This window comes from Sphingobacterium siyangense (genome assembly GCF_007830445.1).
Lineage (GTDB): Bacteria > Bacteroidota > Bacteroidia > Sphingobacteriales > Sphingobacteriaceae > Sphingobacterium > Sphingobacterium siyangense.
Genome location: NZ_VLKR01000048.1, coordinates 1 through 26,435 on the forward strand (window position 1 = coordinate 1; position 26,435 = coordinate 26,435).

At 38.6% G+C, this 26,435-nt stretch carries 20 protein-coding genes and 3 tRNA genes; 13 read left to right on the forward strand and 10 right to left on the reverse strand.

Translation table 11 applies throughout. The annotated features are described in order from the left end of the window. On the forward strand, nt 1–206 hold a 206-nt coding region (locus IQ31_RS25480), incomplete at its 5' end, for a transposase (RefSeq protein ID WP_145331045.1). A 158-nt stretch (nt 207–364) separates the two neighbouring features. Here the strand turns inward: IQ31_RS25480 and IQ31_RS25485 are convergent. Together IQ31_RS25485 and IQ31_RS25490 are read right to left on the reverse strand one after the other, a co-directional pair. Further along, nucleotides 365–1,228: an N-acetylglucosamine kinase gene (locus tag IQ31_RS25485; protein WP_145331047.1), complete on the reverse strand. Its 864-nt coding sequence runs from the start codon at nt 1,226–1,228 to the stop codon at nt 365–367. A gap of 241 nt (nt 1,229–1,469) precedes the next feature. Next, a complete protein-coding gene (locus IQ31_RS25490; RefSeq protein ID WP_145331049.1) occupies nt 1,470–3,197 on the reverse strand; it encodes an MFS transporter in 1,728 nt (575 codons plus the stop codon). Nucleotides 3,198–3,500: 303 nt separating this feature from the next. Between IQ31_RS25490 and rho the strand changes: the two genes are divergently transcribed. After that, nucleotides 3,501–5,000 (forward strand): transcription termination factor Rho, encoded by a 1,500-nt coding sequence (gene rho / locus IQ31_RS25495; protein ID WP_070570498.1) that lies wholly within the window; start codon nt 3,501–3,503, stop codon nt 4,998–5,000. A gap of 74 nt (nt 5,001–5,074) precedes the next feature. Continuing rightward, complete coding sequence (gene pssA, locus IQ31_RS25500; RefSeq protein WP_070570444.1) at nt 5,075–5,761, forward strand: CDP-diacylglycerol--serine O-phosphatidyltransferase; 687 nt, start codon at nt 5,075–5,077, stop codon at nt 5,759–5,761. Here pssA and IQ31_RS25505 read toward each other — a convergent pair. After that, nucleotides 5,758–6,102, reverse strand: coding sequence for an Hpt domain-containing protein (locus IQ31_RS25505; protein WP_145331051.1), 345 nt, complete (start codon nt 6,100–6,102; stop codon nt 5,758–5,760). The two genes, pssA and IQ31_RS25505, sit on opposite strands and share 4 nt — an antisense overlap. Next, nucleotides 6,083–6,586, reverse strand: coding sequence for a 2-amino-4-hydroxy-6-hydroxymethyldihydropteridine diphosphokinase (gene folK, locus IQ31_RS25510; RefSeq protein ID WP_145331053.1), 504 nt, complete (start codon nt 6,584–6,586; stop codon nt 6,083–6,085). Before folK ends, IQ31_RS25505 begins: the two co-directional genes overlap by 20 nt. Nucleotides 6,587–6,828: 242 nt before the next feature. Here folK and sppA point away from each other — a divergent pair, with 242 nt between their 5' ends. The 3 genes from sppA to IQ31_RS25525 all read left to right on the forward strand — a co-directional run bounded on the left by sppA (nt 6,829) and on the right by IQ31_RS25525 (nt 11,038). Further along, nucleotides 6,829–8,595: a signal peptide peptidase SppA gene (gene sppA, locus IQ31_RS25515; protein ID WP_088160757.1), complete on the forward strand. Its 1,767-nt coding sequence runs from the start codon at nt 6,829–6,831 to the stop codon at nt 8,593–8,595. Nucleotides 8,596–8,811: 216 nt separating this feature from the next. After that, on the forward strand, nt 8,812–10,002 hold the full coding sequence (locus IQ31_RS25520) for a phosphoglycerate kinase (protein WP_070570453.1): 1,191 nt from the start codon (nt 8,812–8,814) through the stop codon (nt 10,000–10,002). A gap of 181 nt (nt 10,003–10,183) precedes the next feature. After that, entirely contained in the window at nt 10,184–11,038 is an 855-nt protein-coding gene (locus IQ31_RS25525; RefSeq protein WP_088160759.1) for an endonuclease/exonuclease/phosphatase family protein, read from the forward strand. Here the strand turns inward: IQ31_RS25525 and IQ31_RS25530 are convergent. Beyond that, nucleotides 11,035–13,722: a TolB-like translocation protein gene (locus tag IQ31_RS25530; protein ID WP_244294581.1), complete on the reverse strand. Its 2,688-nt coding sequence runs from the start codon at nt 13,720–13,722 to the stop codon at nt 11,035–11,037. The genes IQ31_RS25525 and IQ31_RS25530 overlap by 4 nt on opposite strands. 807 nt (nt 13,723–14,529) lie before the next feature. On the opposite strand from IQ31_RS25530, the gene mgtE reads away from it, so the two are divergent. From mgtE to IQ31_RS25555, 5 genes are all read left to right on the forward strand, one after another. Beyond that, entirely contained in the window at nt 14,530–15,906 is a 1,377-nt protein-coding gene (gene mgtE / locus IQ31_RS25535; protein WP_112374186.1) for a magnesium transporter, read from the forward strand. Between the two features lie 247 nt (nt 15,907–16,153). Further along, nucleotides 16,154–16,227 (forward strand) — tRNA-Asn (locus tag IQ31_RS25540). A 50-nt stretch (nt 16,228–16,277) separates the two neighbouring features. Further along, a tRNA-Asn gene (locus IQ31_RS25545) sits at nt 16,278–16,351 on the forward strand. Nucleotides 16,352–16,439: 88 nt separating this feature from the next. Further along, nucleotides 16,440–16,513: transfer RNA gene (locus IQ31_RS25550), tRNA-Asn, on the forward strand. Between the two features lie 57 nt (nt 16,514–16,570). Further along, complete coding sequence (locus IQ31_RS25555) at nt 16,571–17,485, forward strand: PfkB family carbohydrate kinase (RefSeq protein WP_070570461.1); 915 nt, start codon at nt 16,571–16,573, stop codon at nt 17,483–17,485. Here the strand turns inward: IQ31_RS25555 and IQ31_RS25560 are convergent, their stop codons facing one another. The 3 genes from IQ31_RS25560 to murB all read right to left on the reverse strand — a co-directional run bounded on the left by IQ31_RS25560 (nt 17,486) and on the right by murB (nt 19,550). Next, entirely contained in the window at nt 17,486–17,731 is a 246-nt protein-coding gene (locus IQ31_RS25560; protein WP_112374185.1) for a cytochrome b5 domain-containing protein, read from the reverse strand. A 31-nt stretch (nt 17,732–17,762) separates the two neighbouring features. Continuing rightward, the gene (locus IQ31_RS25565; protein ID WP_046671910.1) at nt 17,763–18,272 is read right to left on the reverse strand and encodes an RNA polymerase sigma factor; all 510 of its coding nucleotides are present in this window, start codon (nt 18,270–18,272) and stop codon (nt 17,763–17,765) included. Nucleotides 18,273–18,533: 261 nt separating this feature from the next. Further along, the gene (gene murB / locus IQ31_RS25570; RefSeq protein ID WP_112374314.1) at nt 18,534–19,550 is read right to left on the reverse strand and encodes a UDP-N-acetylmuramate dehydrogenase; all 1,017 of its coding nucleotides are present in this window, start codon (nt 19,548–19,550) and stop codon (nt 18,534–18,536) included. Nucleotides 19,551–19,654: 104 nt separating this feature from the next. On the opposite strand from murB, the gene IQ31_RS25575 reads away from it, so the two are divergent. Next, nucleotides 19,655–20,272: a TetR/AcrR family transcriptional regulator gene (locus tag IQ31_RS25575; protein ID WP_112374184.1), complete on the forward strand. Its 618-nt coding sequence runs from the start codon at nt 19,655–19,657 to the stop codon at nt 20,270–20,272. Here the strand turns inward: IQ31_RS25575 and IQ31_RS25580 are convergent. After that, complete coding sequence (locus IQ31_RS25580) at nt 20,265–21,245, reverse strand: YpdA family putative bacillithiol disulfide reductase (RefSeq protein ID WP_167512276.1); 981 nt, start codon at nt 21,243–21,245, stop codon at nt 20,265–20,267. The two genes, IQ31_RS25575 and IQ31_RS25580, sit on opposite strands and share 8 nt — an antisense overlap. A gap of 31 nt (nt 21,246–21,276) precedes the next feature. Then, a complete protein-coding gene (locus tag IQ31_RS25585) occupies nt 21,277–23,469 on the reverse strand; it encodes an FUSC family protein (protein ID WP_244294582.1) in 2,193 nt (730 codons plus the stop codon). 387 nt (nt 23,470–23,856) lie between these two features. On the opposite strand from IQ31_RS25585, the gene IQ31_RS25590 reads away from it, so the two are divergent. Next, a complete protein-coding gene (locus tag IQ31_RS25590; RefSeq protein WP_145331059.1) occupies nt 23,857–26,433 on the forward strand; it encodes a phosphoenolpyruvate carboxylase in 2,577 nt (858 codons plus the stop codon). The last annotated feature ends 2 nt before the right edge of the window (nt 26,434–26,435 follow it).

The following is a 26,435-nucleotide window of genomic DNA, read 5'->3' on the forward strand; positions in this document are numbered from 1 at the left end:
CTTATAAAGATAGAGCATACGGATTGCTTAACAGCGATGTCGGTATAGCCAAAAGAAAACAGCGATGTCACGATGTCGAACCAGTCTTTGGAAACATAAAACAGAACCACGGGTTCCGAAGATTTATGCTCCGCGGTAAGGAAAAAGTGTCCATAGAATGGGGTTTATTGGCTATAGCGCAAAATCTAAGGAAAAAAGCAGCTTAAAAAGCTACTTTTTGTTCTTTTTCTTCCCAAATGAACAGTTCTGTGAAATAATCAACAAACAACTCACAAATCTATCGCATAGCCATATTTAATAAAAAAGCTGCCTCAATAAATTTGAGACAGCTTCTTTCCTTATGTTAAAGATTATTTTTCTTTTTCTATTTGGCAGTCGCTGCTGCTCTATCGATGTGGAATTGTACTAAATCGTCGATAGGGGAGCGCAAGATCTTTCCTACTTTCATTCCATATTGCTCAGCTTTTTCTGCTAATACATTTCTGAAATTGTAACCAACCGAACCGATACAGTTGAAAGTATAGCTTTGATAGTTAGGGTATTTGCTGACAAGATTTCTGAAAAATGCTTCAAAAGCTTCATCAACAATATTGCGTGTGTATTCGATATTTACATTGTTGTCATAGACAAATTTGCTAAAGCTTGCACAGAAACGATTTGGCATTGGTTTGGTATAAACCGCGTCCATAATTTCGTCCTTTGTCATTTTATACGTGTTATAAAATACTTCTTTAACATCTTTAGGCATCAAATTACGAATATAATCTGCCAGTAATTTTTTACCAATATAACTACCAGAACCTTCATCACCTAAAATGTAAGCACCTGAGTCGATGTTTAATGTGATTTCTTTACCATCGTATAGACAAGAATTTGTTCCTGTTCCTAAGATCGCAGCAAATCCGGCTTGAGTTCCTAATAATGCTCTTGCTGCTGCAAGAAGATCGTGTCCTACTTCAACTTCAGCTGTAGTAAATACTTGTTTTAAAGCATCAACAACAATTTGTGCTTTTTCCTTGTTATGAACACCTGCACCATAATAGTTTACCTCTGAGATTTTTTCAAAAGGTAAATCTTGCGGTAGTCCTTTTTTTAGGGAGTTTACAATGTATTCACTATCAACAAAATAAGGGTTGTACCCTTCCGTGTTGAAGTAGATTTTTTTATTCGAATCGTCTAACAAACACCAGTTTGTTTTTGTTGATCCCCCGTCAGCAATGATTATCATTATTGAGTAGTTTTAATTGTGTTTATCGTTATAAAATGAGTAATCAATTCATTAATCAATTCCCCGAAAATACATTTTTTAATTTTAAATATCATAATTTATCCTCTTATTTTTCAAAAAATAAATGTTTGTACTTTGGTGACTATATAAAAAAACTGGCTTAACGGTGTTGTTAAGCCAGTTTTTGAGCTGTGTAATAAAATTGTTTAAATAGTGTACTATTTACAATTAGTGAGGGGTGTTAATGGCCTCCTTCAGCCTCTATTTCATCAATATTGATTCCTTGTTTTGTTAATATTCCCTTAACAAATATCGCAAAGAAAACAACATAACAGAATCCGATTAATGGTAAAATATACGAGTTATGGATACCGATAATATCCGCTAATTTTCCTTGAATTGGAGGAAGAACTCCACCACCAAGAATCATCATGACAAGGAATGCAGAACCTTGAGCGGTATATTTTCCTAAACCTACAATGGACAAACTGAAAATTGATGACCACATAATTGAACATGCAAGACCGCCTGACAAGAAAGAATAGATTGCAATAGTGCCCGATGAGAATAGGCCAATTAACATCGCAATAATTCCAAATAATCCAAAAATAATCAATGTGCGAGCAGGTTTTTCTTTACTTAGGTAGAATGCTACAATTTGAAGAATAATACATACGACGTAATAATACAGATGTGACATCTCAAATCCTGCAAGCGTATTGACGCCGATGATAATGGAGAATGCAATCAGAGGAACGATAATCAATAATCCATTTTTAGTTGATTTACTCAAGTTAAATGCTGTAATAGCACCAGCCCAACGACCGATCATCATACTCCCCCAATACATGGATACATAAGGTGTAATTTGCGAGGATTGCAAATGACCAAATTCCTTCAATGTTAATAATTCGCCGAGGTTACTACCGATTGCGACTTCGATACCGACATAGATAAAAAGCGCGAGCATACCCAAAGCCAATTGTGGATATTTCATCGCACCCCAACCTTCTGGATTTTTTTGCGCGCTCTTATTGGAGAACAATAAACCACCGATCACAACGACCAATGCTCCTGCCAACCATAACATGCGTTGCATTTCGAGTGGTTTGGCAACTTCTTTAATGTGCAGTTTGAGTTGATCGATCTGAACCTGATCTGTTAAACTTGAAACCTGTTTGTGTAACTGCTCTACCTGCAAGGCTAAGTCGCTCTTATAGCTTAAAAACACTGGCGTGAACATACCAAAAAGGAGGATGGTCATAATGATCAAGGTAAGTAAAGCTTTATTCGCTTTTTCCATTGGCTCATCACTAATTCCAGCAGGAACTTTTTTACTGAAATTAAATAATGCTGCAGCCAACAGGAACAATAGACCAACACCTATATAAAGATAAACAACCTTGTTTAGCGGAAGGTTGGCGATCTCGGAGTCAGAAATAGGCTCAAAAGTTCCGAATAAGGAAAACCCGATAACAAGAGGGCCTATTGTTGTACCAAATGAGTTGATACCACCGCCTAGGTTCACACGGGAAGCACCCGTTTTTGGATCGCCCAATAAAACGGCAAATGGATTTGCTGCAGTCTGTTGTAATGAAAAACCAAGGGCTACAACGAATAGTCCCAACAACATACCAACATATAAGTTTACTTCGACAGCAACAATCATGGCTGCGGCACCCAAGGCCGAGAAAAGTAAACCGTAAACTATACTCTTTTTATATCCCCATTTTCCAACCAGGTCCTTTCCCCCGATTGAACTGAATATAAATAGTAACAATGCACCAATATAATAGGCTGTATAAAAAGCAAAGTCTATTAACTGGGATTGAAACTGGTCTAAATGAAAGTAATTTTTGCAGAACGGTATAAAAACACTGTTCCCTGCCGCAATGAACCCCCAAAAGAAAAACACAATAATCAATGTGTAGAGTGCGGGGTAATTGGTTTTAGTTTGTTGCTGTTCCATATAAGGGATCTAAAAACTTAAATTTTGAAAGGTACGAACTTATGAAAAAAAATATAAAATTCAATCTAAAAATGTTGTTAAATCGTTTTACTAGCTACAATAGTAAATATTTTTTTTGAAATATTTTGAAATAACAAAATTTGTTTTTTTCTTTGTCTAGGTTCTCAATATTTAATCCACTTCGGGTTTAAAAGAAATCATTAAGTTCTTCATCTCACTTAATCATGGAAACTTGTTTAAGTGTGTAATCAGAATTCAAAAAAAAGCTCAAAAAAAAATCCAAAAATCATACACAACACATTAATGGATATTAACGAATTAAACGCTAAACTCGTATCGGAATTGCGCGAGATTGCTAAGTTGATCGGTATCGCAGATGCTGATAAATTGCGTAAACAAGAATTAATCGAAAGAATTAGCAATACTGGTGGGGAAGAGGAAGCAGCACCAGCGCCAGCTGAAAAAGCAGCTAAAGTAGAGGAAGATAATCAGGAACATGCTGAGCGTACACGTAAACGTGTGCGGACCGTAAAAACTGCGGAACCTGTCACGGTAAGAAAACGTGAAGTTTCTGAGCATGACGAAACCCCTGTTGCAACCGAAGATACACCAGCAGCAGATAAAGGCCCCCAACCTGAAAAAGCAACACAAACTCCTAAAGCAGAAAACACTTCTTCAAGTACAGATTTCGATAATGTGATCGTTAATGAGGGTGTATTGGAGATCATGCCTGATGGTTATGGCTTCTTACGTTCATCAGATTATAACTATCTGACTTCTCCTGATGATATTTATGTATCACAATCTCAGATCAAATTATTTGGTTTGAAAACGGGAGATACGGTACGTGGTTGTATCCGTCCGCCTAAAGAGGGTGAAAAATACTTCCCTCTGGTACGGGTTGAGGCTATCAATGGACAAAATCCGGCTGAGGTACGTGATCGTGTGCCATTTGATTATTTGACACCATTATTCCCTGATGAGCGTTTAAATTTAGATATGGGTGTTGGAAATTACTCTACACGTATCATGGATTTATTTACGCCTATAGGTAAAGGTCAACGTGGATTAATCGTTGCTCAACCGAAAACGGGTAAAACAAACTTGTTGAAAGAGGTTGCAAATGCTATTGCAAAAAATCACCCAGAAGTTTATTTGATTATCTTATTAATCGATGAGCGCCCTGAGGAGGTTACTGATATGGCGAGAAGTGTACGCGCGGAAGTTGTTTCTTCGACATTTGATGAGCCGGCTGACCGTCACGTTAAAATTGCAAACATCGTGCTTGAGAAAGCTAAACGTATGGTAGAATGTGGACATGACGTCGTTATCTTGTTAGACTCGATTACAAGATTGGCACGTGCCTATAACACAGTGGCGCCTGCGTCAGGTAAAATTTTGTCAGGTGGTGTGGATGCGAATGCTTTACACAAACCAAAACGTTTCTTTGGTGCTGCCCGGAATATTGAAAATGGTGGTTCATTGACGATCTTAGCAACAGCATTGACAGATACAGGTTCTAAAATGGACGAAGTTATCTTTGAGGAATTCAAAGGTACAGGTAATATGGAATTACAGTTGGATCGTAAGTTGGCAAACAAACGAATTTTCCCTGCGATCGATATCACCGCATCGAGTACACGTCGTGATGATCTATTGACTGACAAAGAAACATTACAACGTATTTGGGTACTTCGTAACCACTTATCGGATATGAATTCTACAGAGGCCATGGAATTTTTACAAGGTCAATTGCGTGGAACTAAATCAAATGAAGAATTTTTGATCAGTATGAATGGGTAATCCCATCAAATTTTGATATTTTAGCCATCATTTTTAATCAAATGATGGCTTTTTTTATAAAATAGATCCTGTACATGAAAAAACATATCCCAAATCTGCTGACTTGTCTAAATTTATTTAGTGGCTGTATCGCTGTATTGATGGCATTGCAAGGCAATATTCAAGTTGTCACTATTTGCGTATTTGCTTCCGGGATATTCGATTTTTTTGACGGAATGGTAGCGAGACTACTTCATGTTAAATCGCCAATAGGAAAGGAGCTGGATTCGTTGGCTGATATGGTCAGTTTTGGTTTTTTACCTGGGACAATCATGTTTACCTTGTTGACAAAGGTATTTCCTGATGGTTCTCTGTTACCTTATTTAGGGTTTATCATTACTGTTTTCTCGGCTTTACGTTTAGCAAAGTTCAACCTGGATGAGCGCCAAACTTCTGATTTCATTGGTTTGAATACGCCAATGAATACATTTTATGTGCTTTCATTGCCTTATATCGCAGACAAGTACCCGCAATTGGTTTTAAATCCGATTGTATTAATCGGTAGTGTTCTTTTAACCAGTTATCTTTTGGTAAGTGAAATTAGGTTGTTTTCGATGAAATTTAGTTCGATGGATTGGAAAACGAATAAATTTCGCTTCATATTTTTGATCCTGACGCTGATCTTGTTTATTGTTGGTCAATTTATGGCTTTACCGATTATTTTAATTTTATATTTCCTATTATCAGCATTGCATTTTAATAAAAAAAACGATCTGGTTTAGATCGTTTTTTCATATTGTTCCAATTCAAATAGAAGCTCTTTCATTTCAATATCGATAACACCAAAAGTGGCCCGAAGGCTGTCAAAAGATGCTTCGTTCTTTGAATTGGTCTCTAATTCCTCAAATTTTTCTTTTAGATGAAAGGCACCGATATAGTCCATAGTCGGCTTGATATGATGTGCAGCATCGCCAATCTTTTGAAGATCTCCCTCATCCACTGCTTCGCGGAGCTTGTCGAAATCGACAGGTGTTTGAATAAGATACATGGATACAAATTGTTTGATTAAGTCTTGGTTGTCAAACATGTTTTGGTTGATCAGTTCAATATCGATATGGTTCATCGTCGCTAATTTTCTTTACAGGTAAGTCGTCTTTGCATTTATTCAATAAATATACGTTATTTTTTTTGTAAACGGGATGGATATAGGCTGGTGCTATTTCCACTAAAGGCTCCAGTGTAAACCTGCGATCAGCAATAAAAGGGTGTGGAATCTGCAACGATGGCAGATCGATAATTTCCTGGTTAAAGTAGAGTATATCAATATCAATGACTCTTTCACCCCATTTTTTTATACGGATACGTCCTAATTCCTGTTCGATATGTTGTGTTAGATCTAAGCATGCCAAAGGCTGTAACTCGGACGCTATTAAAACGACCTGATTCAAAAAGGCCGGTTGGTCTTCAACTCCCCAGGCCGCTGTTTCATAGATCGAAGAAACTTCAATAATTGCTCCAACATGTGTTTCAAGTTGTTTTCTTGCTAGATCAAGCTGTTGAAAACGATCTCCAAGGTTAGTGCCCAAAAGTATATAAATCTTATTCATAATGCTAAATTAAGCTTTTGTGGAACTTAGTTGTTTGAATTTCGGCTATTTCTTTGGATTTAGGGTATTCATGATCTTTGGATATGTAAGTTTTTTTTCAGGCTAGGCATCTTAATTTCGCGAATAAAATATGTTGTAGTTGAAATAAAAGACTGGGTGAATAAAAAATATTGCATTACCTTTAGTGAAAAATAGGTCTTTCTATTGGAAGATATCTTATGGATCGGATTTAATTACAAAATATGAAATCATTTTTTAAGTACGTACTGGCAACAATTACGGGGATTGTGATCTCTTTTGTTGTGTTGTTTATTGTTTTGATGGGAATTATTGGGGCGATCATCAGTTCGGCGTCCTCTGATCAGGAGATAGTTGTTAAAAGCAACTCGGTCTTATACCTATCTTTTGATTATGATATTACAGAGAGAAGTGAAGCAAATCCTTTGGGTAGTCTCAATCTTCCAGGTTATTCCACTAAAAATATTGGACTAGACGATATTTTAGCGAGGATCAAGTATGCAGCTACGGATGGGAATATTAAAGGGATCTATTTAGATGCTAGTCATATCGGTGTTGGTTTTGCGAGCTTAAAGGAATTAAGGGACGAACTTTTGGCCTTTAAGAAAACCGGGAAATTTGTTGTTGCTTATAATGCCGGGTATGACCAAAAGGCCTATTATGTAGCGAGCATTGCTGATAAAGTATATGTTAATCCACAAGGAACGATTGATTTTAGAGGTTTGGCAAGTTCTACGATGTTCTATAAGGACCTCTTGGATAAGGTTGGGGTAGAGATGCAGATTGTGAAGGTGGGTACATTTAAAAGTGCCGTTGAACCTTACTTTTTGAATAAAATGAGTGATCCCAATCGTTTGCAGGTAACATCATATTTGGGAAGTATATACAGTACTTTTATTAATGAAATAGCAGCGAGCAGAAATATTGCTGCGGATTCATTACGGGCTATAGCGAATGACTATCGTGTTCGGGATGCGGACGATGCGGTAAAATATAAGCTTGCGGATGCCAAGTTGTATAAAGACGAACTTTTGTCAGACTTGAGAAAACGTTTGAAAATTTCGGAAAAAGATGAAATATCGTTTGTTTCTCTACTGGATTATAATAAAAAGATAAAAGACGATGCGAGTGGATCTGAAGTCGCGGTTCTTTATGCTGCCGGAGAAATTGTTGACGGTGAGGGTACTGGACCTGGCCAAATCGGCGGTGATAAATTCTCCCGCGAACTACGAAAATTAAGAGAAGATGATGCGGTTAAAGCTGTTGTTTTGCGTGTTAATTCACCAGGTGGATCTGCTTTGGCTTCAGATATTATTTGGCGGGAGGTTATCTTGACCAAGAAAGTGAAGCCTGTCATTGTTTCCATGGGAGATTTAGCTGCATCAGGAGGGTATTATATCTCAGCGGCAGCGGATTCGATATTTGCCGAACCAACCACGATTACAGGATCTATTGGCGTATTTGGCGTGATTCCTAATTTCCAAAATCTGATGAACAATAAGATTGGAGTACATTACGATGGTGTAAAAACGGGTAAGTTTGCCGATTTGATGACTTCCTTTGATCGCCCGTTGACAGCAGAAGAAAGGGATATCATCCAGCGGGAAGTTGATAAAGTATATGGTACATTTACGAAAGTTGTTGCGGATGGCCGTAAATTATCCATTGCTGATGTTGATAGTATTGGGCAGGGAAGAGTTTGGACCGGTGCGCAAGGACTGAACAATAAATTGGTTGACCGTCTCGGAAACTTGGATGCCGCTATTCAGGCTGCCGCTAAAAAGGCCAACTTGAGCAAATACAAAGTGTCCCAGTATCCGGAGAAAGAGGATCCTTTTACCTCAATATTGAATAACTCAAAAGAAAAAGTCCAAGTTTGGCTTGCAAAAGAGCAAATGGGCGAATACTATCGTTATTTTGATGTCATGAAAAAAGCTACCGCACAGACGGGTGTGCAGGCGAGATTGCCTTATAGCGTTGAGATTCACTAGCAATTGATTCGCAAAGGGAGTCCAATCGTCGGATGGTTATAGATTATTATGATTTATGACGATAGAGGTAATTCTTACGTTGTGTGACGAGAAGTTCGATCCAAGGTAAGAATTGCCATTAATAAATAATTATTTCTAATGAAAGCAAATGCTTTTTTTTATATTTAGCTGTTCGTTTGACAAAACGACCTAATCCCAAATCAATAAAGTTACATAATGAAAACAGTAGACGATTTAAATTTTGCAGGTAAAAAAGCCTTGGTACGTGTGGATTTCAACGTGCCTTTGGATGAAAATTTCAATATTACGGATGATAATCGTATCCAGGGAGCGGCTCCAACAATAAAGAAGATTTTGAATGATGGTGGAAGCGTGATATTGATGTCCCACTTAGGAAGGCCAAAAGATGGTCCTACTGATAAGTATTCATTAAAACATATTGTTGCTCATCTTTCACAGGTTTTAGGTACTGATGTTCAGTTTGCCAATGACTGTATCGGTACAGAGGCTGTAGAAAAGGCTGCAGCTTTACAAGCTGGTCAGGTTTTATTGCTAGAAAACCTTCGCTTCTATAAAGAAGAAGAAAAGGGAGATGTTGAGTTTGCAGAAAAGTTGTCAAAATTAGGTGATATCTATGTAAACGATGCTTTCGGCACAGCGCACAGGGCTCATGCTTCGACAGCAATTGTTGCACAATTTTTCCCGGGAGCTAAATATAGCGGTTACTTGATGGCAGCAGAAGTTGGAAACGCAGAAAAAGTATTAAACAATCCGGTTAGACCTTTTACGGCTATTATGGGAGGTGCAAAAGTTTCTGATAAAATTCAGTTAATTGAGGCCTTATTGGATAAAGTTGATAATCTTTTGATTGGTGGAGGTATGGCTTATACATTCATCAAAGCTAGAGGTGGTGAAATTGGTCAATCATTGGTTGAAATCGATAAACTTGATTTAGCGAATGAGTTGGTGAAAAAAGCGAAGGAAAAAGGTGTAAACTTGGTTATTCCTACGGATGCTCAGATTGCAGATGCATTTTCAAACGATGCCAATGTGTATGATGGACCAAATGATCAAATTCCTGCAGATTTGCAAGGTCTTGATATCGGGCAGGAGTCTGCTGCAAATTTCGCAGCGATCATCAAGAATTCTAAAACAGTTCTTTGGAATGGTCCGATGGGTGTTTTTGAATTTGATACCTTTGCGAAGGGTACCAAAGCTGTTGCTGATGCTGTTGTGGAAGCAACGAAAAATGGCGCATTCTCTTTAATAGGAGGTGGTGATTCAGCTGCTGCGGTAAGTAAATTTGGTATGACTGAGGATGTAAGTTACGTCAGTACAGGTGGTGGTGCTCTTTTGGAATACATGGAAGGAAAAGTTCTTCCAGGTGTGAAGGCACTTGAAGATTAATATAAATCAAATTTTTAGAAAAGGGACAACGTTATGTTGTCCCTTTTTCATTAAAAAAGATCTGTGTTATGTACTAAACTATTGATGTAATGTCAGATTAAATCAATTATCTGTTAAATGTTTGTGTAGTACTGGTGAGTTTTTATTGTATTTGCTAAATTTATCATGACATGGGTTATATATGCAGATATTGATGGATGCTAATAAGAGTAAAGAAAAAGGTAGTTCTGGTTTTTTTTCGGTACTGACGTATAATGTAGCGGGCTTGCCCGGGATTATTTCTTCTGCGATTACAGGCAGAAGTAGAAGTATTGCTGAAATTGGAAAGAAGATCAATCCTTTTGATATTGTTAATGTACAGGAGGATTTCAATTATAATAGAAGTTTATATTGGGGCGGGAATTTACATCCATATCGCACAAGAACCAAAGGGCGTGTTCCCTTTGGTGATGGTCTCAATACCTTGTCTCATTTTCCAATGACCGATGTTGTTCGCGTACCCTGGAAGAAACGTACGGGAGCAGATTTTCTAACACCGAAAGGCTTTACCCTAGTTCAGATAGAAATCGTTCCTGAAGTCTGGTTGGATGTTTATAACGTTCATGCGAACGCACAGAATAGCAGGAAAGCTTCGAGTGCACGTCGGGATAATCTCAATCAGCTACGTGATTATATCGGAGAGCATTCGAGCGATAAGCCACTTATAGTAATGGGCGATTTTAATGCACATTATAGTTTTTGTGATGATAATCTGCATGATTTTATGGATTCCACAACATTGGTTGACAGCTGGGTTGAGCTCGAAAATGGAGGCTTAGTACCAGAGGTGCGGCATGAGTTTAAGCCTCCACATATGTTGTCTATCGGCAATCAGAGCGAATCTATCGATAAGATTCTTTACCGGAGCAGCAGTCACCTAAGTCTTACTGCCCGGGATTATAACATAGAAAATAATCTATTCACTAATATTAAAGGGCTGCCCTTGTCGGATCATTATGCTTTGGCACTGAATTTTAACTGGGCGATTCATCCTTAATAGGTGTAGTTTAAACTGAATGTTGGAACTATACGTTGCGTTGTCGTGTTGTCATTGATATAGGTGCCTTTAACGACGAATTCGAAGTCTGGAAGTGGGTATCTGAAAGCATTGAAATCAAGCGATAGATAGGCCCCAAAACTTTTTGGTGAAATCTCCCTGTGTTTGTGTATGTTTTGATAATCGGCAAATATTCCACCTTTTACACGTTTAATATAAGCTAAGGATCCTAATCCAAGGTCGGGATAAGCTATGGGGAAGCGATAGTTAACCAATACTGTGTTTTTTATTTTTTCATATTTGTAGTAGCTAAATCCACTCACTAAAGGGATGTCGTTGATATATTGATAAATTCCTGATCCTGTTTGGGCGCTCAGTCTGATTTGAAAGCCGTGATTGCTCATGAATCCAGGTAGATAAAATACTGTTCGTGCCGATAGAATTTCACCTTTTGCATTGTTTTCGAAGGGGGTATGCCGATAGGTGACGCTAAAATTTTGCCCCCATCTTGGGTAGAGATCCATGCTGGCCATACGCGCATTGCGATTGAGGTAAAGCTGGTATGTTAATGGAAATGCAGTCTCGTAATTAAAGTTTTTGACATCTGTTCGGCTAAGATCATAGCGCCTTAGATAAGCTGTTGCCAGGTTGAACCCAGTGGAATAGACGTAGTCTCTTCTGTAAAAGGAGAGTGGGATGGAGATCTGTGACGATATATAATGCTCGCGCCAGTCGAAACGGATGCTACTGTCCGGTTTATTAGGGATGCTTGCTGCTGCGATTTGCCCTCTGTTTTCATAACGTAGTGAGAATTTTGGGAAGTACTTGTTGTAGGTCAGTTCTGCCGAATATACTCCTTTTCGGATGTCGGTATCATATTCATATCCCAGTGCAATTTGTGTGGTATTTAAGATGTTGTTTGATAACCAGAAGACTCCGGGTTTAAAATTGTCGAAGCTTTCAAAATTGCTGCTACTTAGCGAAAGACTATGGAAATTAAACGTTCTACCTAGTCCACGATAGGGAACAATTTGGTAGTGCTGACTAGTATCTACTGAGACTGAAGCGATATTTTTTACGCTGTCTTTCATTAGTGCTGTGCTATAGTAATGCGAAAAATAATCTGTTTCGGGAGCGATATCAAATGTTGTGTCTATGGATGTTTGGGCGATTTTGTAGCCATTGTATTGGTAATCGTTGAAGAATAATTGCCTTGTGTCCTTGTCGTAAAAAGGGTTGAACGCGCCAAACTGTGCCTTTGTCAGCAGCTGTTTTTTACCAGATAAGAGATCAATAGTGTAGATATTATCGATACCATTGAAGTTAGCTTTTGTGATAATCTTCATACCTGAAAGGTATTGCGGTCTTTCATATTGTTGGTTACCCCATGGTGTCAGGTTGGTGATTTTGTTATTATTCAGGTCAATTTCACATAATGCGGTTCCATATTGGGATAATCGTATACCTATTATTTTATCTCCTTGGGGGTTGAAAGCTGGGTGTTGGAGCTGTTCGGCATTACCTATTTTAATCCGTTTGATGATACTGTTGTTTTTAAGGTTTATAAGCGTCAGATAGCTGTCGTTGGATAAATCTACCTCAACACAGGCGATGGTTTCGTCTAGTGGGCTAAAAATAGGTGAATAATATCTCGTCTGTTTGCTGAGCTGGTTAATTTTCCCTGTTTTGAGATTCATGATATTGATGACGCTGTATGTTCTCTTGTTGAAACGCGGATCTTTATGCAGCTCATCCCATAAGATGTAATTGCTGTTTACGTCAAAATGTGGTGTTAACTGTATGCCAGTCTTAGCGAGCCTATTTTCTGTTTTTGTTGCCACATCATACGTGTAAATTGCGTTGGTCTTTTGTGGGTTCTGCTTAATGAAATAGATCAGACCGTTCTTGTGTTTCGGCAATAAATTGCTGTTGTAATAGCTGTCGTTTTTCTTGTCTATTTCTTTGTATTTCTGGTATTGATAGTCGCTTGTTTTCTTATTCCATATGGTCTCTAAATTTGCTATTGTTTTATTGTATAAGTAGGCACTATTTCCTCCAATTTTTTTCTTTAAAACACGATTGATATTATAGGGATATAATGGTTTTTTGTTCAGCTCTGAAAAGAGGTCGGCTTCATAATTCGAAGGTAATTCCGACTTTAAAGTGGAGGTCATCAGATAGCCGATTGTATAGTAACTCGGGACTATATCTTTATAGGACCCCAATAAATATTTATTAAAACTATAGCTGTGATTCGATTGAAAGTTCGCTTTGATGGGCATTTCAAAAGCGGGTAATCTTCCTCGCCCTCCCTCCGAATATATGGTTTCTGTAAGGGTTGCATCGCCTTCAAAATACCAGGAAGGAACGGTCAATCCGTAGTAGGCAAGGGCTAATTGTTCAAAAAATGGCGCGCGTAGTATGCCTGTCAATTTGTCAAATTGACTTACGTGTCTTGACTCGTGAAGGATCAAATTGGGTAGCCAGGTCTGGTTGTCGGGTTCTGCGCCTGCGGTGCTGTACAGTTCAGATTTACGTGGAGACAGCTGTACAAAACCATTCGTTTGTAGATTCGTGTTATGGATAATGAATGGAATTTTCCGCGGTGTTATTTTGTAATTTCTAGCAGTTGTACGCAGCGATCGGTTAACCTGGTCAGCTAGGGTAGGGGCCTTGCTCTTCATCTCCTCAGGGAAAATTAGTTGAAAATTCTTGGTTTCAATTTTATACCATTTTTGGCTTAAGGGCGCTTGGCTGTCTTCAAAAAATTGAGCAGAACTTTTTTGTGAATATATTATTAATGATAATAATGATAATATGCTGATAATTATGTTTTTATGTTTCATTAATTTTTGTATATCGAGTGTTTGCTATTTTTTTTAGTTTATTATTCCTATTTATATGAACTTTAACTTCTGTTTAAAATTTATTTATATTTGAATAATAGGCTTTTATGATTTTTATGATTTACTTCTTTTTACTATTTTTTTTCTGTAAAACAACCTGATGATATTGGGCTGTTCTGAAAAAAAAGCACTATATTGAACAGGTTAAAGCATACGACGAATATACTTAAATAATTAGCGATTCTAAGACTGCGCCGAGAAAATTTGTCTGTTTTTTTTTGTGGAAAAATCAGACGACTATGGGGTGTTGCTTTCGGGAGTATGCTGGCGAGTTAGGTGTGGCCTGATTCATTTTATTCGATAAAAAAAATGGATCGGTAATTAGACGATAAATTTCATCGTCTTTCTTTTGTAGAGACCTGTTGAAGTTGTTGGCGAGAACGGTTTCCCTTAATTTTTTGCTAATGACAAAATGTCTTGTTTTTGAATTGAGCTTTGAACGTTACGCCGGGTATTTATCCCAATTACTGCGACAGACTGTAGGTTTTTATTATTTATTTTTTTATGCAGAATTTACTTTAAAAAAGCGATTTTTGTAACATATAAATTTTGTGTAGATGTAGGATTTTTAAATTGATAGGAGATATGGAAGAACTGGAAATGCAGGTGAATCAAATAGAGCAATTGATAGCAGGTGGAGATCTTGTTAGGCTGGAAGAATTTTTGAATGAATTAAATATTTCAGAAGTTGAGGAGCTGATTGATGAGTTGCCCGAACATGGTTCACTATTTATTGAATCGTTAAATTTGAATCGCGCAGTTAACGTTTTTCGTATTCTGGATTTCCCTACTCAAAACAGGATTTTTAAGAAGCTTTCTAAAGCAAAAATTAGCGCACTAATTAACGAGTTACCTCCCGATGATCGGACTTCTTTTTTTTCAGAAATGAAGGACGATATTAAGCATTTAATTTTACTGTTGCCACCCAAAGATCGTGTTGAAGCATTGGCTTTGCTGGGCTATCCGGAAGACAGCGTTGGGCGCCTAATGACACCCGATTATATTACCGTAAAAGAACATTGGAGTATTGAACGGATATTGGGGCATATTAGGCGTTATGGAAGAGATTCGGAAACGATAGATGTATTGTATGTGATTGATGGAAATGGGAAGCTGGTTGATGATATTCGGATTAAAGATGTGCTGATGGCGGAGCCAGATAGAGTCGTTGGAGATTTGATCGATCATCGGCTGATCTCGCTGAATGCTTACGATCCCCAGGAGGAAGCGATCAACATCTTCCGGATGAATAATCGCGTGGCCTTGCCTGTTGTCGACGAACAGGGGGTTATGTTGGGGATTGTGACTGTCGATGATATTCTTTGGGTAGCAAACGAGGAGTACACGGAAGATATGCAACGTATCGGAGGAACGGAGGCGTTGGATGAACCTTATCTGGATGTGTCGATTAAGAACTTGGTGAAGAAGAGAGCTGGATGGCTTATTGTGCTTTTTCTGGGACAACTTTTGACCGCTACGGTTATTGAGCATTTCGAGGAGCAAATGGCAAGTGCGATTATGTTGTTTGCACTGATGCCTGTTATTATATCCAGTGGTGGGAATAGCGGTTCGCAAGCCTCAACATTAATTATTCAAGCGATGGCCCTGGGGGAAGTTACCTTGGGTGACTGGTGGCGTGTGATGCGAAGAGAGATTCTGTCGGGTTTACTGCTGGGACTTATTTTGGGGGCTTTGGGCTTTATAAGGATTATGGCATGGCAATCTTTTGCGCATAGCTATGGTCAGTATTGGGTGTTGGTTGCATTAGTTATCTCTTTGTCCTTGGTTGGTGTGGTCCTTTGGGGGTCGTTGATGGGGTCTATGTTGCCTTTTGTGATGAAACGACTTGGGGCCGACCCTGCGAGTTCTTCAGCGCCCTTTGTGTCGACATTAGTCGATGTAACAGGTTTGCTGATTTATTTTAGTGTGGCAGCGCTAATTTTGAAAGGTGTGTTGCTTTAATCGTACGCAATTGCCGATACTGGTCGTTCATCCGCTGATGGCGATTGAAGGTAAAAGAAGGATAATGTTGGTTTAAGTGCTGAAAAGGGGATTTTGTGGAGCTGTTTGAAAAAATAAAAATAAATTATTCTAATTGGAATTTAGGAAGTTGTAAAAAATGTGCTCAAAAAATTTGTAGTATTCTAATAATCTTCCGATACTTGCATCACGGAAACGCAATAGGGTCTCCGGAAAAATTGAAAAGCACTCCTGAATAGCTCAGCAGGTTAGAGCATCTGACTGTTAATCAGAGGGTCGCTGGTTCGAGCCCAGCTTCAGGAGCAATTTAATAACTTACATAGCCGGAGTTTTTAAAATATTCAATTTTTCATTCCTGAATAGCTCAGCCGGTTAGAGCATCTGACTGTTAATCAGAGGGTCGCTGGTTCGAGCCCAGCTTCAGGAGCAACAATGCAAATATTTTATTTGCAAATGATATTAAAATGTACTACTTTTGTACATTCTATGAGAAAGGAATTTCTCGAAAAATAAATTCCTGAATAGCTCAGCAGGTTAGAGCATCTGACTGTTAATCAGAGGGTCGCTGGTTCGAGCCCAGCTTCAGGAGCAATATTGAAACCGGCTTTATGCCGGTTTTTTTGTTTACCATGCTTATTAAAAAACTATGAGTTTAGTAATTATTGGTACGGTGGCTTTCGATACAATAGAAACACCGTTCGGTAAAACTGACAAAATTCTAGGTGGTGCCGGTACATTTGCGAGTCTAGCGGCGTCATATCTATGTGATCAAATCAAATTGGTCAGTGTTGTTGGGGAGGATTTTGGAAATGATAATCTCGATCTTATCAGGAGCCGTGGTATAGATGTTACGGGTGTTCAGGTGATTACTGGTGGGCAAACTTTTTCTTGGTCTGGCAGGTATCATAACGATATGAATAGCCGTGATACCTTGGCGACAGACTTAAATGTATTGGCTGATTTTGATCCTATTATTCCTGAAAGTTACCAGGATTGCGAGTATCTTCTCTTGGGCAATCTTACGCCTCAAATACAATTGACTACGTTGGAGCGCTTGGCACACAAGCCTAAGTTGGTTGTTCTGGATACCATGAACTACTGGATGAATGTTGCCATGGATGACTTAAGAAAAGTGCTTCTCAAGGTTGATGTTTTAGCCATCAATGATTCAGAGGCAAGGCAACTTTCTGGAGAGTATTCGCTGGTTAAAGCTGCAAAAGTCATTTTAGCAATGGGACCTAAATATTTAATTATCAAAAAAGGTGAACACGGTGCGCTTCTTTTTGGAGAGAATCAGATTTTTTCTGCTCCGGCGCTACCATTAGCAGATGTTTTTGATCCAACTGGTGCGGGAGATTCCTTTGCTGGAGGTTTTATTGGCTATCTTGCCAAAGTAAAAAGTATCAACTTTACAAACATGAAGAACGCATTGATTTTTGGTTCTGCGCTAGCTTCATTCTGTGTAGAGAAATTTGGAACAGATCGGTTGGTTGATCTTACCGAAGAGGACATACAAAAGCGTTTGAATGCTTTTGTTGCCCTATCTCAGTTTAATTTATAATCATTGATCTTTTAGTTTTCCGACGATCTGAAATTTTGAAAATACAGATGCTGAATGAGGGGCTTCTTGGAGCTCCTCAGTTAGATCTTGTCCGGCCCAATGTTCGTAGTGCATTCCGTTTTTCCACAGTCTACTTTCTCCGACATCGTAGATAAGTCCGCGATAAGCAACCCAGATCTGTGGTTTGTCCTGACCATTACGTAAAGCCAGTTGGCTTTTGCTGTATTCCGATAATTCTTCTGCCATTCGTCATTTTAAAAAGGCGAAGATAGAAAAACTAAGCTACTTTATAGGCCGATAGTGATCTCTTCATTAATTTTCTAGCGACATGTATTCTTGTTTTTACCGTTCCGATGGGGATATTTAAATGTTCCGATATCTCGTGGTATTTAAAACCTTCGAAGTACAATGAAAAAGGGATGTAATATTCTTCGGAAAGACTAGATAAAGCTTCATGGATGTCTTCCATGACAAATTTGCTTTCGCCCTGATTTGAGGAAGCGGATAATAGGAGGTTAGCGTTAGAAATATCCTCGTCTTTCGTAATGAAAGAGTTGGTTTTCACAATACGTCTATAGTTGTTAATAAACGTATTTTTCATGATGGTGTAAAGCCATCCTTTCAAATTGGTTCCTTCTTTGAAATTTTTAAAATAGGTTACAGCTTTCAGGATTGTGTCCTGAACGAGATCGTTGGCATCTTCGTAATCACTGGTAAAATTTCTGGCGTAGAGTTTTAATGAGTCCGATTGCTCAATAACCATGGTGTCAAATTCATTCTTTGTCATAGCTTAATGAATTATAACTGTTCTTTTTACAAAACAGTACGTTTATAAATGCGGTTCATTAAGTATGAGGCAAAAAATGTGCCAAAAATGGCAAAATTAGATTTGTTAATATAATTTTAAGATTATTTTAAGCAAAGCAAACGTGTGTGTAAGCTAACTTTAAGTAAATAAAATTAGCTCAAAGTGATTTTTTACTAAAGTGAAGCCTGTTTTTCTTTTGCTTTCAGATTTAAAAAGAGTAAAAATACTTTTTTTAAATCTTTACAGTAAATTAACTTCACGCTCTAGCTTGATGCCAAATTTGTTGGCTACATCACTTATAATTTGTTCCGATAGATTGTAAATTTCCTGTCCTGTAGCGTTTTGTCTATTTATTAGTACAAGTGCCTGATTTTTCCATACACCTGCTTGTCCATATTCTTTTCCTTTCCAACCACATTGTTCTATTAACCATCCAGCAGCCAATTTTGTTTCATTATTGGGCATTGGATAATGCGGTATTGTAGGGTATTCTTTCTGAAGAGGTCCAAAAGTTGATGCTGTCACTACAGGGTTTTTAAAGAAGCTACCTGCATTTCCCACTGTACTTGGGTCAGGAAGCTTTTCTACGCGGATTTTGGAGACAATGGTTGCAATGTCGGCAATGCTCGGGTTTGTTATGTTTTCTTTGGCGAGTTCGGCTTCAATTGCACCATAAGTTGTATTGATATGAGCTGTTTGACTTAGCTTATAAGTGACCTGAGTAATGATAAAACGCCCTTTGTGTGCTGTTTTAAAGATACTGTCGCGATAGGAGAAATCGCAATCTTCTTTTTTGAAGGTCGCAAAGTTACCGGTATGCGTATCGAAAGCCTGACATTCGTGAAAAACATGCATCAACTCGGTACCATAGGCACCGATGTTTTGCACAGGTGAAGCACCAACAGTGCCGGGAATGAGGGCCATGTTTTCAATACCCGCGTAATTATGTTCGATACAATACCAAACGAAGTCATTCCAGATTTCTCCCGCTTGCGCTGTGACATAGACATCATCGCCATCAATTTTTGACTGTATGCCCTTGCTCGTCATACGAATAATATAGCCGTCGAATGCTTTGGTGAAAAGGACATTGCTACCTGCGCCAAGAACAAAGAAGTTCTCCTTAAAAATACCATTTTTAAAAATTTCGGTCAATGTTTCATTGTCATTCACTTCGATTAGAAAATTTGTCTTTTCTTCAATTCCAAACGTATTGAAAGCTTTTAAAGATATATTCGATTGAATGTTTAACTTCATGTTGACTTTAGTTTTCAGAAATTCAAAAAAATCAGCTATCTTTAGCATGATAATCGGTAAAGATAGTATAAACCGTTTATTTAACGATAAAAAATATAAGTTTAATGGGTAATGCAGATGTAAAAAGAATCAAAATTCTAGAAGCTGCGACAAGGCGCTTTGCACATTTTGGAATGGCTAAGACAACGATGTCGGAAATAGCCAAGGATCTCAATTTTTCAAAAGCATTGCTGTATTATTATTTTCCGGATAAGAATAGCTTATATTCTGCGGTTTTCGAATATGTCATCGACAAAATGATCGAGGACCTTGAGGATGTCATTGGAAAAGGGGGAGACTTTGAGGAGATTATGATGTACTCCATTGATATGCGTGTCAAGATCATCAATCAGTATTATAATTTATTTGAATACACCATGAAGATGGTCAAAGAGCTTCCGGACGAGCTGGAACAGGTGTTCAAAGAGTCTTATCTCCGTGAGGTAGAAATTATTGAGAAGATTCTCAAGATTGGTATCGATGCCGGCGAGATACAGGTGGAAGATATCAATGAAACTGCGCGGATTCTTTTGTATTCACTATTCGGTATGCGTATGGGCATATTAAAGGATATGAAAAACATGTTGTTCCCAACAAAAGAAGAATTCGATCATATTCTCAGTTTACAGAAGAAAATGATGAAAATCTTCTTAAATGGCTTACGTTTTCAAGTCTTCAAGTAAGTGTTGAGCGAATATGTCCGATAATCTGTTTGGCATGAATTCGTGAATTTTCAATAAACCAAAGGTGGGTATTTAAGCCACCGCAAACGACACCTGCCAAATAAATCCCGGCAATATTTGTTTCCATTGTTTCTTCATTATGGCTGGGAATGCAAGGTGCTTCTTGGGGAATATCAATTCCGATCTTTTTCAAAAAATCAAAATTTGGGCGATAGCCGGTTAAAGCCAGTACAAAATCATTATCGAGCTCGACGATACCATCTGGGGTTTGGATATGCGCAGTAGTTGGAGTAACTTCTGTTAAGTGGCTGTTATAATAGACATCGATTTCACCCGCGGCAATTCGATTTTCAATATCAGGTTTTACCCAATATTTTACCCGGCGGCTGATTTCGCTACCGCGGATTACCAAAGAAACTTGTGCTCCTTTTCGGTAGGTTTCAAGGGCGGCATCAATGGATGAATTACTGGCGCCGACAACGATCACCTTTTGGCTGCTATAATAATGTGGATCGTCGTAGTAATGCCTCACTTTGGGAAGTTCTTCGCCCGGGATATTGAGCAACATCGGTATGTCATAAAAACCCGTGGCGATGATGACTTTCTTGCTCAGGTATATGCTTTTGCTACTGCTGACCAGAAACTCCGTGTCCTCTTTCTTAATTTCCAGTACTTCTTCAAAAAGATGGGTATCCAGTGCGAACTTTTGCTGTATACGTCTGTAATATTCCAGCGCCTCCATGCGTTTTGGCTTGGGATTGGTGGTGACAAATGGAATATCACCTATTTCTAATCTTTCGGAGGAAGAGAAGAAGGTCATATTTTGGGGGTAATTAAATAATGAGTTGACCAAACAGCCCTTTTCGAGAATAAGGTAGTTTAAATTTGCTTCTTTGGCTTCTAAGGCGCAAGCTAAGCCAATTGGCCCGCCGCCAACTATGATCAGGTCGTACCGTGTTATCGTATCGCTCATGGTATAAATGTCGAGAATTTTAAAGAATAAATCAGCTTAAAGCTTTAGGCAGTTCATTTTCTGACATTGCTGTGCTTTTAGCGTGAAGATCCTGAACTATTTTATGGAGGTCCTGTGCAATTTTACTGAGAAAGTCCAGCTGTTCGCTCAATAACTGTCCATCAACTGAACTGACATCTGTATTATCAAATTGGTTGTTTGGAATTTCGATTGCCAAAGGAACAAATGCATTGACACTATCGGCAGAATGCAGCAGCTGAATGGATTGCTCCAAGGAGCTTAATATTTTTCGAATTGTCCGGACATGGTCCTTATTGATATAATTATTGTCCATTTCGTCGAGATGGTTCATTAATGTCACCGAAAAAGAAGCTAAAATATGGTTGAATATGACGAATTTATTGACTTCCTTACTATATTTTTGACGTTTCTTGGGTTCGGTAAGCATGCGCTGGAACGTCGAACCCATATTGGCCGTTTCGACGTAGACTGCCTTGCGGGTTAGTTTGTAATCCGTGATGGAAGGCGCTTGGCCTGCAATTTCTTTCAATGCCTGAAAGATGTAATTGTAGTTGGCAATGAGTAGCTTTCGCATAGACTCCTTGACTTGCATGCTTTCCCAATTTGGAAAAATAATATAACTGGATAAGAATGCAATCATGCCCCCGATAAAGGTGTCCAATATGCGTTCTTTCGTGACGTCGAGGGTATTGGCGCTGACGAAGCTCAGCATAATTAATACATAGGGTGTCATAAAAAGTACCGCAATAACATAGTTGACGCGGAATAAACTATATGCCGTCAGAAAAAAGAATACCAAGAGAACAAATAGTATAGTTGGGTCATGGATGGTTAACAGGATGAGGGCTCCGATGAGTCCACCTATCGTTGTGCCGATGAGACGCTGGATATTTCTCTCCTTTGTGAGTCCGAAGCCAGGTTTTAGGATAACCATAATGGTGAGGAGGATCCAGTATACATTATTGGTGATATTGGTGACCTCAAACACATAATAGGTGACCGACATGACAATTGCCATACGGCAGGCGTGCCGAAAGATGGTGGATTTTAGGGTAAGATTTTCGCGGAACTTCTTAAAATCAATTGCAGAGCTTTGAACAAAGCGTTTTGCGTCATCAATTTCCTTTCTTTTGACATCGTCAGGTTGTAGATGCGAGTAACCATAGATATTTTTGATCCGGCGAACCAGGTCACGCAAATTAATCAACACCTTGCGTAAAGCAAATGTGCTGTATTGTTGATTTTTATCCAGTTGATCAATTTTAGTGTGAAGACGACTGAGATCCGAGTCGAAATCATACAGTGGTTTTGGCTGTGTATTTGTATTCAGCTGATAGGCTAAATTGTCAAGCTCATTGGTATATTTTAAAATCACATTTTTGAAATCTTCCAAGATTCCTGTAGGTCCAAAGCGTTCGCTGATGGTATTGTAATCATAGTGCGCCGCCATACTTTGCTCAAAGAGATCGACAATATCGTTGAAAACGAGGGTTAAATAACGTCCTACCTTTGTGGTGTCTTTTATCGATCGTTTACTTTGAAACAATACATCCCGTAGGTTTTCCTGATGCTGATTGACTTCAACTTGTTTGTCGATCAGTTTGAGGTAGTTTTTATCATTATCAATTTTAGCATCGTAAAAATTAGCTTTTAGCCGGATGTAATCAGCAACATAGCGAATTGTTTCTGATAGTTCCTGTTCGGCCAGCCTGTAAGGACGTACTTGGGTGATGGAAAGACTAATGGCGATATACCATAAACCACCTAAAGTGTAGAAACCTAGATAGTTGATGGCCTCTGCAAGAGGGTAGTGAATCTGCACATGGATCAACATCATCAGGATGCACATGAGACCGACATTGGCGGCTCTTCCATTGAAAACTGCAAACATGGCAAATATGAAGCAAGCTACGCCGATAAAAATTGCCAATAGATATACATTTTGATTGACTATATTGGTTAAAATAAAAGTTAAAGTAGTTAATATCGCACCCGCAATCATTCCTTTCCTTCTATGGCTAGGCGCACCGGGGGTATCCGATAAGCCTACTAAGAGCGCTCCCAGAGAGACAATGGTTCCATTGGTAAATTGCCCTATGGTTGCAAAGATCAGGACAGGCACGATACATCCGATGGTAATTCGGAGTCCATCTGCAAAATATTGGCTATAGAAAAAACTTTTTATTTCTTGTGTCTGTTTCATAATGTGTATAGTACAAACTTAGATAAATTGCTTTTCATATTAAAAACAATTATTCTGCTATGTTTGCTCTTTTTTGTACGGATGATAGCGATATAGCTGGTTGGTTTCTGTCTGATCAAGAAAGGTTCATTTTGTAGCCGGGCTTTATGAACTAAGGGATCGACACAGGTCGTTCCCATATTGTACTATGTTAATGTGTTAAAAATGAAAAATTACTAAAATTTGTTAGTATGTTTTTAAAATTTTAATTGTTTTTTTGATTAATTTATATTTTTTTATTTGTTTAGCTATAATATTGTTATATTTGGAGCCATAGGGTAATTTCAGAGACATTACAAAATTTCAAGAGTCACCTAAACTCTCTTGACCACTTTCAAAGATTTAAATATGAAGCAAAGTAAAAATGAAGCCGTCTTTCAGGACGAGGTATTGACACGCTTTGAGCTTTTCAAAAGTTTGTTTTTAACATTGCCATTTCAACGTGTTAAAGATACCGGTACTTTATTACCATTTTTTGCAAAGCAATGTGAAAAGGGTGTGGATCAGCATTTAACTCCTGATGAGATCATAAAGAGTTTCTTCGATCAGCATGAGGAATTTTCTTCGGAAGAGCAACGTATTGATTTGTTATTTCGATTTGTTCAATATATAGAGCGTCAGGTTGTTTTATTTGATGCGATCGAAGACTCGTCATTTCAGATGGTGGGTCGTGGCGATGATGAAAATGTCTTAGGGGCATTAATTAAAAACGCCGAAGGTAGCGAAGATATGCGCCGTAAGATTGTGTCAAAATTGAAGGATTTTTCTGTACGTCTTGTATTGACTGCACATCCTACTCAATTTTATCCGGGACCGGTATTGGGTATTATCAACGACCTGATCGATGCAATCAAGACCAACGATATTCATAGTATTCACCTGCTGTTACAGCAATTGGGGAAAACGCCTTTCATCAATAAAAATAAACCGACTCCAGTTGATGAGGCTGCAAGCTTAGCTTGGTTTTTGGAAAACGTATTTTATAAAGTGGCGTCGGAGATTCAGTCGTTTATTGATGATGAATTGGATGTCGATACCGAAGAGGTAAAACAATTGATTGAGCTTGGTTTTTGGCCTGGCGGTGACCGAGACGGGAATCCTAACGTAAGTGTTGATAGCACCAAGAAAGTTGCCGCATTGCTACGTACTATTTTGTTTAGATGTTACTATAGAGATTTCCGTATCGTTAGACGACGCATCACATTTAGAGGTGTGGAGGAGTATATGGAAAATCTGCAGACATTGTTCTACGAAAATAGTTTTAATCCGGTCGAACATCCTGCAGACGAAACCGATAATATCATCACGAATCTAAAAGCAATCAAAAATGTTTTGGAGGAATATCACAACGGGCTTTTTGTAGAGATCGTTGATGATCTACTCCGTAAAGTGATGACTTTTGGTTGTTTCTTTACCACATTGGATATCAGACAAGACAGCCGCATATTACGTGAGGCTACCAATTATCTGATTCAGCACAACCAGGAAAAGACTGGAATGCCATTGGATTATCTGGAGCTTAGTGAAAATGATAAGCAAAAAGCAATAAAATTCAAAGAACTTGACTTAACGGTGGGCGAGGATGCAGATCCGTTAACGAAAGATACTTCGGGCGTGATAAAATTATTAAAGGAGATTCAACGTTCCGGTTCTGAGCGCGCTGCACAGCGCTTTATCATCAGTAATTGCCAGCAAGCAAGTGATATTTTGGGACTGCGTCAATTATTTTTATGGTCTGGATGGAAGAAGGATGCTTTAACGATCGATTTTGTGCCCTTGTTCGAGACCGTTGACGACTTGACGAGAGCAGCGGACGTGATGAAAACCTTGTACAGTAATAAGGAGTACAAGGCACATTTGAAACGAAGAGGAAACAAACAGACGATTATGTTGGGTTATTCTGATAGTACCAAAGACGGTGGATATCTGATGGCGAACTGGTCGATCTATCGTGCCAAAATCGAACTTACGGCGATATCACGCGAATACGATGTCGATTTGGTGTTTTTTGATGGCCGCGGTGGGCCTCCAGCACGTGGTGGTGGTAAAACGCAGCGCTTTTATGCATCTATGGGTAAGGAGATTGCCAACGATCATATTCAATTGACGATTCAGGGACAAACAATCAGTAGCCAGTACGGATCTTTAGATACAGCGCGGTTTAATATTGAGCAACTTTTGCATGCCGGCATTATTTCAGATTTAAAACAACGTGTGGGCGATACTTTAACCAAGCATCAACAGGAGATCATTGATAAGCTAGCTGAGTTGAGTCACCATAAGTTTATGGATCTACGTACGAATGAATTGTTTTTACCATATTTGGAGACGATGTCGCCATTGAAAGCGTTATCCTCGATCAATATTTCAAGTAGACCTGTAAAACGTAACTCAGGCCGTGAATTGCGACTGGAAGATTTGCGGGCGATTAGTTTTGTAACTTCATGGAGCCAGTTGAAGCAAAATATTCCCGGATTTTATGGTGTCGGAACAGCATTGCAATGGGCTGAAAAAAATAACCTCTGGAAGGACGTACAGCAATTATATGTTTCATCGGGATTTTTCCAGACATTGATCGACAACTGTATGATGTCGATGACAAAGTCAAACTTTGATATTACAGCATATATGAAAGATGATCCTATTTATGGTGATTTTTGGAAAACTTTATATGCCGAGTACCAGATAACAAAAGAATATTTGTTAAAATTGAGCGGAACCTCAAAATTGATGGAGAACTATCCTGTGGATCGTGAGTCTATTTTAGCGCGCGAGGGAATTGTATTACCGTTATTGGTTATACAGCATTTTGCGATTCGTGCATTGAATTCGGATCAGCTGACTGATGCACAACGTGAAGATTATTCGAAGTTAATAGCGCGTACAATCTTTGGCGTGGTGAATGCCGGAAGAAATGTTGCGTAATT